Raw genomic sequence first — 17,369 nt, forward strand, 5'->3', positions numbered from 1 at the left:
TTGCCATTACCATCTATTCCAAATTCACAGTCATCGGCACTTGCATTTGGATCACCCATATCAGCGCTTCCGCAAGCGGTTAAGAAAGCTAATAGTACTACAGTAAATATTGACAGTTTCATCACTTAATTTCCTTATTTAGATTTACCATATTTATCTTGAGGTTTTGAGTATATAACAGAACAGAAAAAATTTCCAAGCACTTGGTTAAGTGCCGTCTAACTTGTCTTCTATCATCCGATGCTTTCTTAACCGTCACGCAGAATCTCCATCAAATAAGTGCCATATTTATCGAGTTTGCGCGCACCGATACCGGTCACTTGACTCAATTCGTCTTCCGTTTGCGGGCATAAACGCACCAATTCGTGCAAAGTGGCGTCATGAAAAATTACATAAGCCGGAACACCATGCTCTTTAGCTGTCTTTGCCCGCCATGAACGCAACTGCTCCCACAAGGAGCGTTCGGCTGAATCCAAGGAAATCAAATCATCGCCACTGCGCTTTCTGGATAATTGCTCGATTTTTGTTTGTTGACGCAAACACACATTCTGCTGTCCTTTAAGCACAGCACGGCTCGCCTCAGTCAGATGCAAAGCACCGTGCCCTTCACTATCCGGTGTCAACAAACCCAGCGCAACGATTTGGCGAAATATCGCACGCCAAGTCTTTTCAGGAAAATCTTTCCCAATCCCAAAAGTACTGATTTTGTCATGATGCCATTCTTTTACACGATCGGTTAGATTGCCGCGCAAAACATCAATTAAATGACCTGCACCGAAAATCTGCCCCGTACGATAAACGCACGACATTGCTTTTTGCACTTCCACCGTCGCATCCCACACTTGGGGCGGATTTAGACAAATATCGCAATTTCCACACCCCGCTGTCTCGATACTCTCACCGAAATAACTTAGCATGCGAGTACGGCGACAAGTAGTCGTTTCGCACAACGACAGCATGGCTTCCAGTTTACGCGCGGCCACTTGTTTAAATCTATGCTGCGCCTCGGATTCTTCAATCATACGCCGCTGCTGAATGACGTCGCCAAGACCATAGGCCATCCAAGCGTTAGCGGCTTGTCCATCACGACCAGCGCGGCCGGTTTCCTGATAATAACCTTCGATACTTTTCGGCAAATCCAGATGCGCAACAAAACGCACATCCGGTTTATCGATTCCCATACCAAACGCAATCGTAGCAACCATGATGATGCTCTCTTCGCGCAAAAACTTTTCCTGGTTCAAGCTTCGTTGCTGCATGCTCATGCCGGCATGATAGGCTACCGCACTCAAACCCTGCTTCGCTAACCAAAGGGCGGTCTCTTCCACTTTTTTACGCGACAGGCAATACACAATCCCAGCATCTCCTGGATGTTCCGCTTGGATGAAAGTCAACAGCTGTGAGCGGCTATTGGTTTTATCGACAATTTGATAACGAATATTCGGGCGGTCAAAACTCGACACAAATACCTTGGCTATGTTCAGCCCAAGACGCTCGATGATTTCTTTACGCGTATCCATGTCAGCGGTTGCTGTCAATGCAATACGGGGAACCTCAGGAAAGCGCTCGTGTAAAATTGATAATTGTATGTATTCTGGTCGGAAATCATGCCCCCATTGCGAAACGCAATGCGCTTCATCAATTGCGAACAAGGCAATTGGAATGCGTGCAATCAGATTCAGAAACCGCGCAGTCAACAAGCGCTCAGGCGCCACATACAACAAATCAAATTCATCCGCTAAAAGCTTCTGCTCAACTTGGATGGCTTCTTGTTGTGACAATGAAGAATTCAGCACCGCGGCACGCACCCCAATTTCGTGCAATGCGGTGACTTGATTCTGCATCAAGGCAATGAGTGGAGACACGACAATAGCAACACCATTGCGCAATAACGCTGGAATTTGATAGCACAATGACTTACCACCACCCGTTGGCATCAATACCAAACAGTCGCCCCCACTGGCGAGATGCGCAATGACTTCCGCTTGCTGTCCGCGAAAAGCTGGGTAACCAAAAACTTCTTTAAGTATGTTGAGTGCTTCGGACATTCAGAATTGAACTACTGCAAATTGACTTTTACGAATCGTAAAGACTTTACTCATGATACTACAATAGAATACACATCCAGACGCTTGCATGTTCACTTCCATTCAGTCGATTGGATGATAATCGTTAATGTCTTTTCAAATTATTCATGTGGTTGTGCTGGTATAATTCTATCTAAATGAACTTTTAATTATAAAATTTGTGACATTAGTTTGGAGAAATGAATATGGTGGTAGCTGATGTTTTGAAATTGATTCAAGACAATGAAATTAAATTCGTTGATTTGCGTTTTACCGACACCAATGGAAAAGAGCATCATGTCACTCTACCTTCGCACAACTTTGATGCAGATACATTTGATGATGGTCATCCTTTTGACGGCTCGTCAATTGGCGGTTGGAAAGGTATTCAAGCATCTGACATGTTATTGATCCCTGATCCTGATACTGCTAATGTGGATCCATTCATGGATGAACCCACACTGCTGCTTACCTGCGACGTGGTCGAACCCGCTGACGGTAAAGGTTATAGTCGCGATCCACGCTCACTAGCTAGACGCGGAGAAATTTACCTTAAATCAACAGGCATCGGCGACGTTGCCTATTTTGGCCCGGAGCCTGAATTTTTTATTTTCGATTCTGTCCGCTGGCATACCGGCATGTCGGGTTGCTCGGTCAAAATAGAATCTGAGGAAGCTGCCTGGAGTTCCGCAATCAAGTATGAAAGTGGCAATGTCGGTCATCGTCCTGCCATCAAAGGTGGTTACTTCCCGGTGCCCCCCGTAGACGCATTACAAGATATTCGCTCTGCCATGTGCTTAACTCTGGAAGAAATGGGTGTGGTGGTCGAAGTTCATCATCATGAAGTGGCTACCGCAGGTCAATGTGAAATAGGTACACGCTTTAACAGTCTGGTGAAACGTGCAGATTGGAATCAGATTCTTAAATACGTGATCCATAACGTTGCGCATTCATACGGCAAAACAGCAACTTTCATGCCAAAGCCAATCGTGGGCGATAATGGCTCAGGCATGCATGTGCATCAGTCGATCTGGAAAGATGGTAAGAACTTATTCTCTGGCAACGGTTATGCGGGCTTGTCTGAAATTGCCTTGTATTACCTTGGTGGTATTCTTAAGCATGCCAAAGCACTAAATGCAATCTGCAATCCCAGCACCAACTCATATAAACGATTGGTCGCCGGATTTGAGGCGCCGGTCAATCTAGCTTATTCGGCCAGCAACCGGTCGGCTGCAATTCGTATTCCACATACCAGCAATCCCAAAGGACGGCGGATTGAGGTTCGTTTTCCCGATCCAACCGCAAATCCTTATCTCGCATTTACTGCATTAATGATGGCGGGTTTAGATGGCATCCAAAATAAAACACATCCCGGCGATCCGATGGATAAAAATCTTTATGATTTACCGCCAGAAGAAGCCGCCAAGGTGCCTAATGCCTGCGCTTCATTAGATGAAGCTCTGGAATGCCTGGATAAAGATCGGGATTTCCTGATTCGTGGCGGCGTGTTCTCCAATGATCTGATTGACGCATACATTCAGCTTAAGATGGATGAAGTTCTATTATTACGGAGCACCACACATCCGATTGAATTTGATTTGTATTACAGCTTATAATTTAAGAAAGCTCAGAAAATTGGATGCATGGCAGTATGAATGCCGATTGGATAGATGCATAAGGTTTCATATATTAAGTGATGTAATAAGGAAGAATTACAGTTCTTTTTTTGCTTTTCGATAAAGAAAGTTTTGATAAACTAATCAAACGGTTGTAACTGTCATTAATATTCTTTCAGCAAAATATGAAAACAAAAATATTCTTGATTTTATTGATCTTTATATTGCCGGCTGGCTTTCCACAAGCGATTGCCAGCTCAGAAATCTATAAATATGTCGATGAAGATGGCAACATCACCTTTACAAATCGACGTATCCCTAATGCAGAAAAAATTTCTATTGCCTCGTTTTCAAGAAACACGAAATCCAGTCAATCAAAACCAAGTTCAAATTTAAATCTTCCGCGTGTGACTGACACCACACAGAAGGATCGTGATGTCATGCGCCGTGAAATTTTACAAAAAGAACTTGTCGCTGAAGCAAAACTTTTTTCCGAAACACAGAATTTTTTGAATGAGATTCGCAACAAGCCCGAATTCAAGAATAATTCTCAGGAAAAGGCTGTCCAGCTACAAAATAAGTTGCTTCTGCATCAAAGAAACGTTGCAGCATTAAAAAAAGAGCTGAATCGATAAATGCTGATAAATTACTTATTGTTCATAGCCTTAGCTCTATATTTTAGTTTGCCGCATGCCGGCGTGTATAAGCACATTGATGAGAACGGTAACGTAACCTATTCGAATATACCTTCCAATGATTCCAAACGCGTCGATTTACCCCCGATTATTGTTGTTCCACATGTAGATACTGGGGAAGTTGAAGAACGAATTTCGAAGCGCAGAGAATCCATGAAACTCAAAGAGGATCGTGAACAATTGCAAAATAAAATTGCCGAGGAAGAAGCGCAGCTTAATGAAGCCAGAAATGAGTACAAAGATGGCATGCCAGATCGCTTGGGTAGTGAACGCAATTACCAAAGATACCTCAACCGGGTAGATCGGTTACGAGAAGAAATTAGTGTGCGCGAGAATAATCTGGAATTGATGAAAAACGATCTGAATAAGATGCCCGGAAAAACCAGGTAAGCTATATCAAAGCAATCTATATTGTATTGCGACGTTAAGAGATGGGCTAAGGATGATCTTTTATTCGGGGCGTAACTGCACACTTTTATCCGTTTTTTTGTCTTGCATCAACTCAGCGCGTTTTTAGTAGTCTATAAAGCTACTAGATCAGGCGGAAAGCTCAACCCAAACAGGCGCATGATCCGAGGGACGTTCCAGCTTGCGCATTGTTTTATCAACCATACATGTCACGCATGCGTTAGAAAGTTCATCACTCAGTAATATGTGATCAATCCGCAATCCCTGGTTTCGACGAAAAGCCATCATGCGATAATCCCACCAGGTATAGGATTTCTCATGTTGTTCAAACAAGCGAAAGCTATCAGTCAATCCTAAATTAAGTATATTTCTAAAAGCCGTGCGCTCTGGCTCACTGCATAGCACCTTTCCGCTCCAAAGTTCCGCATCATAGACATCACGATCCTCCGGTGCGATATTAAAATCGCCCAGTACAGCCAATTTTTTATGATCCATTAATTCTTGCTGTAGCCATTGAGTAAAGGCCGGCAACCAACGCAGTTTATATTCATATTTCTCCGATTCAACATGATCTCCATTCGGCACATAGGCACAAATGACACGTAGATCGCCATAAGTTGCAGCAATTACTCTTTTTTGCTCATCCGCCAAACCTGGTATTGCAGTAATTACGTTGCTTGCTTTTTGTTTACTGAGTATTGCAACACCATTATAAGTTTTCTGCCCAATGAAAACAGGCTCATAACCTGCAGTCATTATTTCATCCATAGGAAAATTTTCATCGATTACTTTAATTTCCTGCAGACATAGCACATCGGGTTTATTTTCAATTAGCCAGTCAATGACTTGCGGCAAACGTACTTTGAGTGAATTAACATTCCAGGTTGCTAATTTCATAACCATAAACTATTTATACCCTATATCATCATTATTCGTAATAAACCTCAGAGAAATCATCACGTATCGTTGTATTATGTTTAATATTGGCTTGATCTTTGTGTCATTCGTGCTATTTTGGATCATTAAGCCTATAATATTATTGGAAAAATAAATTATCCCAAATTGAAGAATCAATTCTCTCCAGCAGCATGAAAGAAGCGTTCGACCTCTGCCAAATCCCGAGTACGCTTCATAGGCGGCAAACTCTGCCATATTTGTCTACCGTAACCTTTTTTTGTTAAACGCGGATCACAAATCATCAAAACACCACGATCTGTTTCATCCCGAATCAAGCGTCCCGCGCCCTGCTTAAGATTGATCACTGCACGGGGCAATTGGTATTCCATGAAAGCATTGCCGCCTTCGTTATTAATTTTCTCAATGCGCGCTGATAAAACAGGGTCATCTGGGGGCGCAAACGGCAGTTTATCAATGATAACCAGCGATAACGCTTCCCCTCGCACATCGACGCCTTCCCAAAAGGACTGGCTGCCAACCAAAATTGCATTATTTAGTGTGCGGAAACGCTCGAGCATATATGAACGCGAACCCTGCCCCTGAAGCAGCAACGGGAAATCACCGAAGTCATCGGAATTCTGCAATAACTCATAAATCCGCTGCATCGCGCGTAAACTGGTACAAAGGAAAAAAGCGCGCCCGCGGCTGGCACGCAGTACCGGTAATGCCGATTGAACAACCTGATCGATATAAGTTTTATGATGTGGTTCCGGCAAACCAAGCGGCACATAGAGCAGCGCCTGCTCAGAAAAATTAAATGGGCTGTCCCAACAAGCAGTTTGTGCTGTATTCAATCCCATTTCATTATTGTAATGGGAAAAATCCTTTTTAACCGACAATGTTGCTGAAGTAAAAATCCAGGCACGCGGTGATGCCATCATTTGCTTTTGAAAGATTTCAGAAATCGACAATGGTGTCGCATTGAGTTGCAATGCCTGATTGTAAACCTCAATCCAGCGGACATGGTCTTGCATTTCGGTTTCATTACGCCAGCGCTGGATTAAATACAAATGATTGGTTGCTCGCTGCCGGCAGTTTTCTAATCCTTCTGATCGTTCTGCCTGACTTTCCAGTAATTTCACCAAGTCAATCAATTGCTTCAGTAGCTTATCCAGTGCCACATTAAAATCCGGCTGCTGATTTGCCGTCGACAAAGACAACCGCATGTTGTCTTCCTTGATGGTTAAGCGCAAATCGCGTGCAGCTTTTTCCATGGTGGCAATTGCTTCTGGCAGCTGCACAAAATCACCGGCAGCTTGAATTGCTTCCAGTTTGACATCGCGCGCAAGATCCAACAATTGCCCAGTACTAATCGACTCACCAAAAAATAAACTGGCCGTTTCCGGCAATTGGTGCGCTTCATCAAAAATGACCGTATTACAGGCAGGGAGTAATTCAGACAAGCCTTCATCACGCAGCATAACGTCGGCAAAAAACAAGTGGTGATTCACCACTACGATATCCGCCATTAACGCTTGCTTACGCGCTTCCATTACAAAACATTTTTTATAGTTTGGACATTCGGAACCTAGGCAGTTATCTCGGGTTGAAGTCACATGCTGCCAAATGGCAGCCATTTCAGGTACTTCACTCAAACCACTTTTGTCACCACTTTTAGTGATGTTGGCGTAGCGTTCTATTTTTTGTAGATACTGGATCTCGTCACGATTGATAAAGCTCAAATGCGTATCCTGCAGGCTCTTTTCTAAGTGATAATGACAAATATAATTAGCCCGTCCTTTTAATAATGCAACCGTAACCGGCATTTTAAGTGCTGCGCGCAATGTTGGAATGTCACGATTAAATAATTGATCTTGTAGCGTCTTTGTTCCTGTGGAGATGATTACTTTGCCACCTGCTAACAAGGCTGGTACCAAATAGGCGAAAGTTTTACCTGTTCCAGTGCCTGCTTCAGCAACCAGAACCTCGTTCTTGGCGATCGCTGCTGCAATAGCTTGCGCCATTTCTAATTGTTGTGAACGCGCACGAAACCCCGTAATGTGATTAGAAAGTACGCCATCGGATGAGAAAATGGAATCAATATCAAGCATAGAATCAGATCTGCTAAAATTCCAAGGCTATACACACATCACAATTTATTGGGAATGATATCTTCGGGTAAGATTGAAATAATTAGAATGAAACAATAAAAATTCGGGATATCAATAAGCACAACATGTAACTTACGGGATGAATAAATTCATTAGAAACTATCCAAAAGAAAAAGCTATTCAGTAATGATGGCCAAGGTCAACGATTATCTGAATGTGCGGAATTTTTAGCGCGCATTCGTCTGATTTCCTTCGGATCTATTATCAACGGGCGATAAATTTCGATTCTGTCGTTAGAATGTAATTGCGTATCCAACCGCACAAATTTTCCAAAAATCCCCAACTTGTTATTGGCTAGATCAATTTCTGGGAATTGCTGCAAAATATCGGAAATTGTTAGTGCTTGCTCAACCGTACAACCCAACGGTACAGTGATTTTTTTCAGAACTTGAATATTCGACAGCGCATAGGCAATTTCAATCTGAAGCACCGCAGTCATTTCTTGCCGTAGATTTCTTCCGCCCGGTCAATAAAAGATTCGACAAAGCTATTCGCGATCATGTGAAACACCGGCCCCACTAGTTTCTCCAGGATTTTATTTGAAAAAGTGTAGTGCAAGCGGAATTTTATCTTGCAGGCATTATCGGATAATGGAACAAACTGCCAGTAACCATCCAGATGCTCAAAGGGGCCATCCAGCAAGCTCATTTCAATCAAGTCGGGTGGAAAGCGCTTATTTTTAGTGGTAAAGCTATGTCGGATATGATGATAGTCAATCTTGACTGTAGCATGCGTGGTTACTTCATCTTGCGGATCTACCGAGGTGCCACCGCACCACGGAAGGAATTTTGGATATTCCCCAACATTATCGACTAATACAAACATTTGACTGGCTGAATATTCAACCAAAACTGATTTTTCTATTTCTGCCATAAAGTAAATCAACCCGTATCAATGAGGAAACACCGAAAAACTGATAAAATATCCCTAACTTTAGCCATTCCTGTTGCTTAATTCCTGTATGAGTATAGTACAAAACAAAAAAGCTTTTCACGATTATTTCATCGAGGAAAAATACGAAACAGGCTTAGTGCTGGAAGGATGGGAAGTCAAATCCATACGCGATGGTCGGGTTCAGCTAAAAGAAGCTTATGTCATTATTCGAAACAGCGCGTTATATCTCATTGGCAGCCATATTAGTCCGCTTAAGACCGCCTCCACGCATATTAACCCTGATCCGGTACGCACGCGTAAATTATTGCTGCATGCAGAACAAATCAGACGACTTATCGGTAAAGTCGAACGCGCAGGATATACTCTGGTTCCATTGGATATGCACTATAAAGCAGGCAGGATTAAACTGGAAATAGGCTTAGCCAAAGGCAAGAAACAACATGATAAGCGCGAGTCCGAGAAAGAAAAAGAATGGGAACGCACTAAACAACGCTTGATGCGCGCAAAATGAAACAATTCACTATAATTCATCGATTTAATTTTATTTAATAACTTTTACGATTATGCAAAAACCTATTGCGACTTGGTTGCTTATTTGTTGTGTCATGGTATTTGCCATGATAGTGGTTGGTGGCGTTACGCGGTTAACTGATTCAGGACTCTCGATTGTCGAGTGGCAACCTATCGTGGGCACCATGCCTCCAATCACGCAGGAAGATTGGGATGTGCTGCTTGAGAAATACCGCTCTTCCCCTCAGTATCAAAAAATTAATAAAGGTATGAGTGTTGCCGAATTTAAAAATATTTTCTGGTGGGAATACTTTCATCGCCTGTTGGGGCGGCTTATCGGTATAGTATTTTTTGTCCCTTTTGTTTATTTCCTGGTTAAGAAAAGTATCGATCGATCCCTAGGGATCAAGTTGACAGGTATATTTATTCTGGGAGGATTACAGGGATTTATGGGATGGTACATGGTCATGAGCGGATTGGTTAACGATCCGCATGTCAGTCAGTATCGGCTCACCGCGCATCTTGGGCTGGCCTTTGTGATTTTTGCCGCAATGTTCTGGGTTGCACTGGGTTTACTCACACCACAAAGCGAACACTCCAGGCTCAACGAAAAAATTCAAAGTTTGCGCAGATTCTCCTATAGCCTCACGTCATTAATTTTTATCATGATCCTGTCCGGCGGTTTTGTTGCTGGTATTCGTGCTGGCTTAGCTTATAACACCTTCCCGTTAATGAATGGGCATTTGATTCCGCCAGATCTCTTCATCCTGGAGCCGTGGTATCGAAATTTTTTTGATAATATCACCACAGTACAATTTGACCACCGATTGATTGCATGGCTATTAGCTTTTTTAGTCCCGCTATTTTGGTTCAAAGCACGCAAAGCTGAACTTTCAGGTACTACACGCCTTGCTTGTAATCTTTTTTTAATAATGCTGGTAGTGCAAATCAGCTTAGGTATCACAACATTATTACAGGTGGTGCCGATCCATCTGGCAGCTTCCCATCAGGGTGGCGCAGTATTGCTATTTGCAGCATCGTTATGGGTCAGTCACCGCTTCCGTGAAACATCAAAAGTCGGGCAGGTTTGATTAACCAACTTTTATCTGCCCGGTTAAAGGGCCTCAAACACTCCTGCTGCCCCCATGCCGCTACCAATGCACATAGTCACCATGCCGTACTTCAGTTTATGGCGTCGCAATCCATGCAGCAATGTGGCTACCCGGATTGAACCCGTTGCTCCTAACGGATGACCCAATGCAATTGCACCGCCCAGAGGATTTACTTTATTGCGATCCAGATCCAGATCACGTATCACGGCAAGGCTCTGGGCCGCAAATGCTTCATTTAACTCAATCCAATCCAAATCATCCTGCTTGATTCCGGTTTGTGCGAGCGCTTTGGGAATGGCTTTGATCGGGCCGATACCCATAATCTCAGGCGGCACGCCTGCGACCGAAAATCCAATGAATCGTCCTAACGGGGATAGATTAAAACGTTGCATCGCAGCCTCACTCATCAGGACCACTGCTCCGGCACCATCCGACATTTGTGAACTATTTCCCGCAGTCACCGAACCTTTGGCAGCAAAAACCGGTCTCAATTTGGCCAATGCATCTAGGTTGGTGTCGGCTCGCGGCCCCTCGTCATTGTTTTTGACTATAATTTTTTCACGCACGCTATACGTAACCAAATCAGGACGCTTCTCGTCCACTGGATAAGGTGCAATTTCCTGTTGGAACTCACCAGATTCGATGGCTTTTATGGCACGTTGATGACTGGTCAGGGCAAATTCATCCTGATCTTCGCGTGATACTTTCCACTGTTCGGCCACTTTTTCAGCGGTCATGCCCATCCCATAAGCGATCGCCACATTTTCTTCATGTTGAAACATCATTGGATTCATGGAAACTTTGTTGCCCATCATCGGTATCATGCTCATGCTTTCAGTACCGCCTGCAATCATCACGTCGGCTTCTCCGAGACGAATACGATCCGCAGCCAAAGCGACCGACTGCAGGCCCGAGGCACAAAAGCGATTGACTGTCATACCAGCCACGCTATTGGGCAAACCTGCTAATAACAGCGCCACACGTGCAACATTGATACCCTGCTCCGCTTCCGGCATGGCACAACCAACAATCACATCATCAATCGCTGTCGGATCCAGTCCTTCACATTGTTTCATCACCGCGCGCAACACATGCACCAGCATGTCATCAGGGCGTACATTTTTGAACATGCCACGCGGTGCTTTTCCCACCGGAGTACGTGTAGCAGCTACAATATAGGCTTCTTGAGTTTGCTTAGTCATAGGATTCTCCGTGAGTCGTGATATCAGTTTCTAAGTGGCTTACCGGTTTTCAGTGTATGTGCGATACGCGCCTGGGTTTTTTCGGTTGCCAGCAACTCCATGAAGGCTGCCCGCTCCAACTCCAGGAACCAATCTTCATCGACCAAACTGCCGGGAGTTAAATCACCACCACACATGACATGAGCTACTTTACTGGCAATCAGATAGTCATGCTCGGAAATAAAATCACCTTCGCGCAGATTAACCAACTGACTTTTGATCGTTGCAATACCAGCGTTCCCTGCCACTGGAATTTCCCGCGCACGCAATGGTGGACGATAGCCGGTTTCTGCTAACGCCAGTGCCTGTGCTTTAGCCACATACAATAATTCAAAACGATGCATCACCACGGTATCGGCAAGACGCAAATAGCCGAGATCTTTTGCTTGCTCTGCGCTTTTCGCCAGTTCTGCCATCGCCACAGTCTGAAAATAATATTTGAGTGATGGAAAAGGATCGCCGTCTTTGGCATTTTGTGCCGCTCTCATGGCGAATTCCTTACATCCACCTCCCGCGGGCAATAATCCAACGCCAGTTTCCACCAAACCAATATAACTTTCCAATGTTGCTACAGCCCGGTCACAATGCATGACAAATTCGCATCCGCCACCCAACGCTAAGCCATCCACGGCGGCAACTGTCGGAATCATCGAATAGCGTAGCGCTTGCGAAGCTTGTTGAAACTGTTTGATCATTGCTTCCACTTCTGCCAGTTTCTTAGCCATCAACGCATCAGCAAGATCCAATTCTCGTGCCACTTGCAGCACTGTGGCTTGCGCTGATTTCTTGAATTTTTTCAAGAATGACTGAAATGCAGTGGGTGGCGGCGGTGCACTAACACCATGCTGTGCGCCCGACTTGGGTCCCCCTGCGGCTTTCTGCAAATTAGCGCCAGCAGAAAACGGTGGTTCTGTCTGCCAGATCACCAGGGCACGCCAATCTTTTTCAGCCTCCTTGATTGCTTGTTGCACACCTTCCAGTACATCTATGCCAATCGTGTGCATTTTGCTCTTGAAACTGAGTATGGCAATACCATCACCGCTATGCCACATCCTTACGGCATCGGTCTCAAATATGGTTTTTCCATATACCACTTCTTCACCCACCAATTGATCAGGGAACAGTTGACGTTGATATACGGGCAGCACGGAGCGCGGTTGCAGTTGCCCGGAGGCAGGAGCAAAAGAACCTTGACTAGTATGCACGCTTTGCATATCGCTTGCGGCAATTGCCAATACCCATTGCGGCAATGGTGCTTGGCTCATGCTTTTACCAGCGGCGATATCTTCCTGAATCCAAGTGGAAATTTGCTTCCATCCTGCTGCTTGCCAGATTTCAAACGGCCCTTGATCCCAGCCAAAACCCCAACGCACCGCCAGATCGAGATCACGTGCATTATTCGCAATTGCTTCCAATTGCACCGCGCAATAATGGAACAAATCGCGGAATATAGACCACAAAAATTGCGCTTGCGGCTGCTGGCTATTGCGTAGCCCAGCAAATTTTTCTGCAGGAGTGCTGTATTTCAACAGTCGCTTCAGTTCTTCATCCACTTCACCTGCAGACACACGATATGTTTGCGATAGCAAATCAAACACATGAATCTCATTTTTTATTTTATGATACACCCCGCGCTTGACCTTCTCACCCAGCGCGCCCTTATCAATCAGGCCTTGCAACCAATCCGGCACCGCAAAATAGCGATGCCAGGGATCACCTGGTAACGTATCGCGCATTGTATTGATAACATGCCCTAGAGTATCCAAACCAACGATATCCGCGGTGCGGAATGTTGCGCTTTTAGGACGCCCAATCAAGGAGCCCGTCAGTCCATCGACCAGATCAAACCCAAAATTAAATTCCCGCCCATGATGCATGGTCGCTAACAGCGAAAACACGCCGATACGATTGGCAATGAAATTAGGGGTGTCTTTGGCACGTATCACGCCCTTGCCCAGATCAGTTACCAAAAATTCTTCTAGATGATCAAGCATAGTCGCATCGCTGGTTTGGCAGGGAATCAACTCGACCAGATGCATATAGCGTGGTGGGTTAAAAAAATGTATACCGCAGAAACGGTGCCGCAATGCTTCTGGAAGAGCTTCTGCCAGTTGATTGATCGATAGTCCTGAGGTATTACTGGCAAAAATCGTATGTTCACCCAGATAAGGCGCAACCTTGGTGTACAGATCACGTTTCCAATCCATCCGTTCGGCAATCGCTTCGATCACCAGATCACAGTCTTTGAGCCGCTCCAGATGTTGATCATAATTCGCCGGTTGAATGCAGATGGCTTTGGTTTTGATCGATAGCGGAGCAGGCTCTTGCTTTTTAAGCTTCTCCACCGCCTTAATGACATTGGCATTGGGATTATCCGCCTCGCCCGGCAACTCAAACAACAAAGTTTCGATGTTGGCATTGACCAGATGCGCAGCAATCTGCGCGCCCATCACTCCAGCCCCCAGTACCGCCGCCTTGCGCACTAAAAAACGTTGATCACTCAATTTCGCCTCCTGCTTGATCCGGTTATGGAATAAGACACTGTTCGTATCGATCGTGGCTGAAAGAGTACAAGCATGAGACCTAAAGCGCAAGCTTGTTTGTTTTTGAAGCTAGGAACAATACCTGCAGTACTTCACGTCATCAGCGCCTGAACTTAAAAACTATTCTCGCGAAACTTTAACTCCAGATAAGCGCAAATTGCTCAGCATCAAAACCTACGGTTGCACGGTCGCCATCGGTAATCAGTGGTCTTTTGATCAGACGACCATTGCCAGCAAGCAGCGTGAGTATCTCTCGGCTAGATAATGCGGGCAATTGCTCCTTGATTTTTAATTCGCGGTATTGCACCCCACTGGTATTAAATAGCTTGTTCAGTGAGACATTGGCACGCTCAGCAATAGCGGCAAGCTCTTCTGCATTCGGCGGATTATCGGTGATATCAATGAAATCGTAATCAATTTTGGCCTGCTGTAAAAATTGTTCCGCTTTGCGGCAGGTGCCGCACTGCTTATAGCTATAAAATTTGAGCATAATCGTTATAATTTACTGTGTATAAGATAATTATTCGCCACCTTTCGGCCCCCAGAAAACCACCCAGGTAGAAAAATCCGATGAGAAATTCTCAAAGCGATGCTCGACATAAGCCGCAACAAAAAATACCATACCGGGTTCAAATGAGTGACGTTCGCCCGCCACTACAATCTCGCCATGACCGGAATAAATGAAATACAGCTCATCCTGATCATGTGGGGTTTGTATATCGGTGTCCTTGGGTGCATAAACTTCAACCGACATGGTGCCATGCGCAAATGCCAGCGTAAAAGGCTCGCCCGAGGGCCATTCCGCACTTGCTTTGCCGGGTATACGTTGCATCAGTTCCGATAATGCTGCCTTCATCATGTCTCTATCACCTCACATTCTATTAAAACTGTGCTTTTAAACAGCATGACAAGTATAAGGGATCACGGTAATCGATACCACAAATCGTGGCGCTGATACCGAACGCCAGCGATCATTCCGACGCATTCAACCGATGCTCCATCCATTGCAGGATATTCCTCATAAGCGCGGTACGCGCAGGTTCTTTTAAAAATAAATGCTGGTGATAGTCAAAATTGGGAAACATCAGAATTTCGTTATCAGGTTGATGCTGTAAAGTCGCATGAGCAAAATCCTTGCTGCCCCATGCTGGCGTGATCGGATCATGTTCCGAATACACCAGATAATAAGGTATTGTGAATTGCGCCATGTGGCGGCGGAAATGCACAATCTCCGCTTCAATGCCTTTCACGAAACGCAGCAAGGTGCGACGGACAATCCAGCCATCAGCGCGCAAACGCGCTTTTTCTTCTTCACTATCGGTCAAATAATCCTGCACCCAATCCGGGGATGCCGGTGACAGAAAGCTTCGCAAGCCAAGCCAGGATGCCATTTCAAACAGACCATCCAGGAGTGGCACAGTCACTAGCGCTAATGCCTGATTAAAAATTAACAAAGGTAAGGGTTCATCCTGGGGGCGCAAGAAATGTGTTTCGGCATGAAAAGACAGTTTGATCAACGGATTCGCCACCCAACCACGCCAACCTGGCGGCTCACTAACCGCAAACGCAGGAGCCAGAAAAATGACCCCGCGCACGCGTCTGACCAGATCAACCTCATCATGAAGTTGTATCAAGTAAGAAGCCGTCACCAACGCACCCAAACTATGCGCAACGATAAATAATGGACGCCCCGGCTCGCTCTCTTTGTCGCACTGCGTAATAGTTTCTCTAAGCGCCCGACCCAGATTGCGTCGAAGTGGCTTCAAGTCCTTCAGCGTCGTTTGCGCTAGGTAAGCATCGCTGACTTCTTGTCTACTTGCACCGCTTACTAACGCCAAATCTGCCTGTCGCAATACCGGATTGGACAACCCATGCGCATAATGATCAAAACCCGCAACCATAAACTGCTGGGCAAAGTAACGCGCCACCTCGCCATAGCGTCCGATATGCTCGTTCATGCCGTGAACTAATAACACACAAGCAGGGGCTTTAGCAGAATCCGGTGGAGAAAGCGTTCGCAGTATCGTTGGCCCATCACCATCGGACGAATCAATTCGAACTTCTTTCCCCCAGCGAGGATAAGGCTCATTGACGAATTTTTGATGTACACAGCCGGATAGCGGCACCAGAAACAAAACCATACCTGTCAAAATCATCACTCGGCCAAACCAGCAAACAGCCTGTATTGGTTGCCGCTCTAATCTATTGGATAATTGCATACACAAAAAATTTTAAACGGTATACCATGAATCTTAATCAATGCACTTTCCAATATCTGCTAATGACCGATTGAACAATTATTTGCAGAATTCTTCCCCATCTTGCGTTGAAGTTTCTATTAAACCCATATTTAACCGAAAAACTGTTTATGATTGTACAACGATCGATACGATTTAAATGGATACTCAAAATTGATGGATGGAATATTCTGTTTTTCTTTGTCTATGGGTATCTTGTCTGTGCATTAAATGCACGTTCTTATTTTAAAAACTTAACTTTTCCAGATGCAGAAATCAGTGTGTTTGGAATCGCCGTGGCAATTTTATTGGGTTTCCGGAATAACGAAGCCTATAATCGATACTGGGAAGCTCGGACTGCCTGGGGTAGCCTGACAAATACTTCAAGGAACTTTACCGCTCAGGTAATGGGATACATTCGCTATCCAAATTCGCAGATACCAGCACCTCAAGAAACCATAGCAAACATTCATACTGAAGTCATCTATCGGCACCTGGCTTTTTTAAACGCCCTTCGCTTGCAATTGCGGCGCGAGGAAACCTGGCAAGAACTGAAACCTTTTTTGTCCGATTCAGAATATCAAGGACTGAATAAGGCGACTAATAAAGCAACGCAACTGAATCATCGGCAAGCGCAGCGGTTAAAAGAACTTCATATGGCGGGATGGATTAGCGAACACGCTTATATCTTCGGATTGATGGAATCGATCAAAGCATTTTTTGCTGCTCAGGGCAGTTGCGAGCGAATTAAAACCACGCCATTACCTCGCCAATATGGATTTTTTACCAAATCCTTCGTCTGGGTTTTTGTGCTATTACTCCCATTAGGATTAGTCCAACACCTCGGATGGGGGACTTTGCCGATTTATGTGATCCTGGCTACAATTTTCACAATTACTGAACGTATTGGACAACGCACCGAAGAACCCTTTGAACGAAAAATGGAAGATGTGCCAATGTCCGCCATTTGCCGTAATAT

The 17,369-nt window shown here is 44.9% G+C and carries 16 protein-coding genes; 6 read left to right on the top strand and 10 right to left on the bottom strand.

Features of this window, described 5'->3' with window-relative positions:
• Positions 1–248 precede the first annotated feature (248 nt).
• Entirely contained in the window at positions 249–2,048 is a 1,800-nt protein-coding gene (gene recQ / locus Q0C11_RS11670; RefSeq protein WP_293008162.1) for a DNA helicase RecQ, read from the bottom strand.
• A gap of 224 nt (positions 2,049–2,272) precedes the next feature.
• Here recQ and glnA point away from each other — a divergent pair, with 224 nt between their 5' ends.
• From glnA to Q0C11_RS11685, 3 genes are all read left to right on the top strand, one after another.
• Positions 2,273–3,682 (top strand): type I glutamate--ammonia ligase, encoded by a 1,410-nt coding sequence (gene glnA / locus Q0C11_RS11675; RefSeq protein ID WP_293008188.1) that lies wholly within the window; start codon positions 2,273–2,275, stop codon positions 3,680–3,682.
• Between the two features lie 185 nt (positions 3,683–3,867).
• Positions 3,868–4,317 carry a DUF4124 domain-containing protein gene (locus Q0C11_RS11680; protein WP_293008164.1) on the top strand — a complete coding sequence of 150 codons (450 nt, stop codon included), beginning with the start codon at positions 3,868–3,870 and terminating at the stop codon, positions 4,315–4,317.
• On the top strand, positions 4,318–4,767 hold the full coding sequence (locus Q0C11_RS11685) for a DUF4124 domain-containing protein (RefSeq protein WP_293008166.1): 450 nt from the start codon (positions 4,318–4,320) through the stop codon (positions 4,765–4,767).
• A gap of 147 nt (positions 4,768–4,914) precedes the next feature.
• Here the strand turns inward: Q0C11_RS11685 and xth are convergent, their stop codons facing one another.
• The 4 genes from xth to Q0C11_RS11705 all read right to left on the bottom strand — a co-directional run bounded on the left by xth (position 4,915) and on the right by Q0C11_RS11705 (position 8,726).
• Positions 4,915–5,682, bottom strand: a complete 768-nt coding sequence (gene xth, locus Q0C11_RS11690) for an exodeoxyribonuclease III (RefSeq protein ID WP_293008190.1) — start codon at positions 5,680–5,682, stop codon at positions 4,915–4,917.
• 173 nt (positions 5,683–5,855) lie between these two features.
• Positions 5,856–7,793 carry an ATP-dependent DNA helicase gene (locus Q0C11_RS11695; RefSeq protein ID WP_293008168.1) on the bottom strand — a complete coding sequence of 646 codons (1,938 nt, stop codon included), beginning with the start codon at positions 7,791–7,793 and terminating at the stop codon, positions 5,856–5,858.
• Positions 7,794–7,992: 199 nt separating this feature from the next.
• Positions 7,993–8,292: an RnfH family protein gene (locus Q0C11_RS11700; RefSeq protein ID WP_293008170.1), complete on the bottom strand. Its 300-nt coding sequence runs from the start codon at positions 8,290–8,292 to the stop codon at positions 7,993–7,995.
• Positions 8,289–8,726: a type II toxin-antitoxin system RatA family toxin gene (locus Q0C11_RS11705; RefSeq protein WP_293008172.1), complete on the bottom strand. Its 438-nt coding sequence runs from the start codon at positions 8,724–8,726 to the stop codon at positions 8,289–8,291. The genes Q0C11_RS11700 and Q0C11_RS11705 overlap by 4 nt, the downstream gene beginning before the upstream one ends.
• An 88-nt stretch (positions 8,727–8,814) precedes the next feature.
• Between Q0C11_RS11705 and smpB the strand changes: the two genes are divergently transcribed.
• Together smpB and Q0C11_RS11715 are read left to right on the top strand one after the other, a co-directional pair.
• Positions 8,815–9,258 carry an SsrA-binding protein SmpB gene (smpB, locus tag Q0C11_RS11710; protein WP_293008174.1) on the top strand — a complete coding sequence of 148 codons (444 nt, stop codon included), beginning with the start codon at positions 8,815–8,817 and terminating at the stop codon, positions 9,256–9,258.
• A gap of 52 nt (positions 9,259–9,310) precedes the next feature.
• Positions 9,311–10,348 carry a COX15/CtaA family protein gene (locus Q0C11_RS11715; protein WP_293008176.1) on the top strand — a complete coding sequence of 346 codons (1,038 nt, stop codon included), beginning with the start codon at positions 9,311–9,313 and terminating at the stop codon, positions 10,346–10,348.
• A 23-nt stretch (positions 10,349–10,371) separates the two neighbouring features.
• Here Q0C11_RS11715 and Q0C11_RS11720 read toward each other — a convergent pair whose 3' ends face one another.
• The 5 genes from Q0C11_RS11720 to Q0C11_RS11740 all read right to left on the bottom strand — a co-directional run bounded on the left by Q0C11_RS11720 (position 10,372) and on the right by Q0C11_RS11740 (position 16,309).
• Positions 10,372–11,571 (bottom strand): acetyl-CoA C-acyltransferase, encoded by a 1,200-nt coding sequence (locus tag Q0C11_RS11720; RefSeq protein ID WP_293008178.1) that lies wholly within the window; start codon positions 11,569–11,571, stop codon positions 10,372–10,374.
• Positions 11,572–11,594: 23 nt separating this feature from the next.
• Complete coding sequence (locus Q0C11_RS11725) at positions 11,595–14,114, bottom strand: 3-hydroxyacyl-CoA dehydrogenase/enoyl-CoA hydratase family protein (protein WP_293008180.1); 2,520 nt, start codon at positions 14,112–14,114, stop codon at positions 11,595–11,597.
• A 175-nt stretch (positions 14,115–14,289) separates the two neighbouring features.
• A complete protein-coding gene (locus tag Q0C11_RS11730; protein WP_293008182.1) occupies positions 14,290–14,643 on the bottom strand; it encodes an arsenate reductase family protein in 354 nt (117 codons plus the stop codon).
• A gap of 30 nt (positions 14,644–14,673) precedes the next feature.
• The gene (locus Q0C11_RS11735; RefSeq protein WP_293008184.1) at positions 14,674–15,012 is read right to left on the bottom strand and encodes a cupin domain-containing protein; all 339 of its coding nucleotides are present in this window, start codon (positions 15,010–15,012) and stop codon (positions 14,674–14,676) included.
• Positions 15,013–15,124: 112 nt separating this feature from the next.
• Positions 15,125–16,309 (bottom strand): alpha/beta fold hydrolase, encoded by a 1,185-nt coding sequence (locus Q0C11_RS11740; protein ID WP_293008192.1) that lies wholly within the window; start codon positions 16,307–16,309, stop codon positions 15,125–15,127.
• A 212-nt stretch (positions 16,310–16,521) separates the two neighbouring features.
• Between Q0C11_RS11740 and Q0C11_RS11745 the strand changes: the two genes are divergently transcribed.
• Positions 16,522–17,369 (top strand): bestrophin family protein (locus Q0C11_RS11745; protein ID WP_293008186.1); only part of this gene is annotated, 848 nt, incomplete at its 3' end.

The organism is Nitrosomonas sp. (assembly GCF_022842015.1).
Taxonomy (GTDB): domain Bacteria; phylum Pseudomonadota; class Gammaproteobacteria; order Burkholderiales; family Nitrosomonadaceae; genus Nitrosomonas.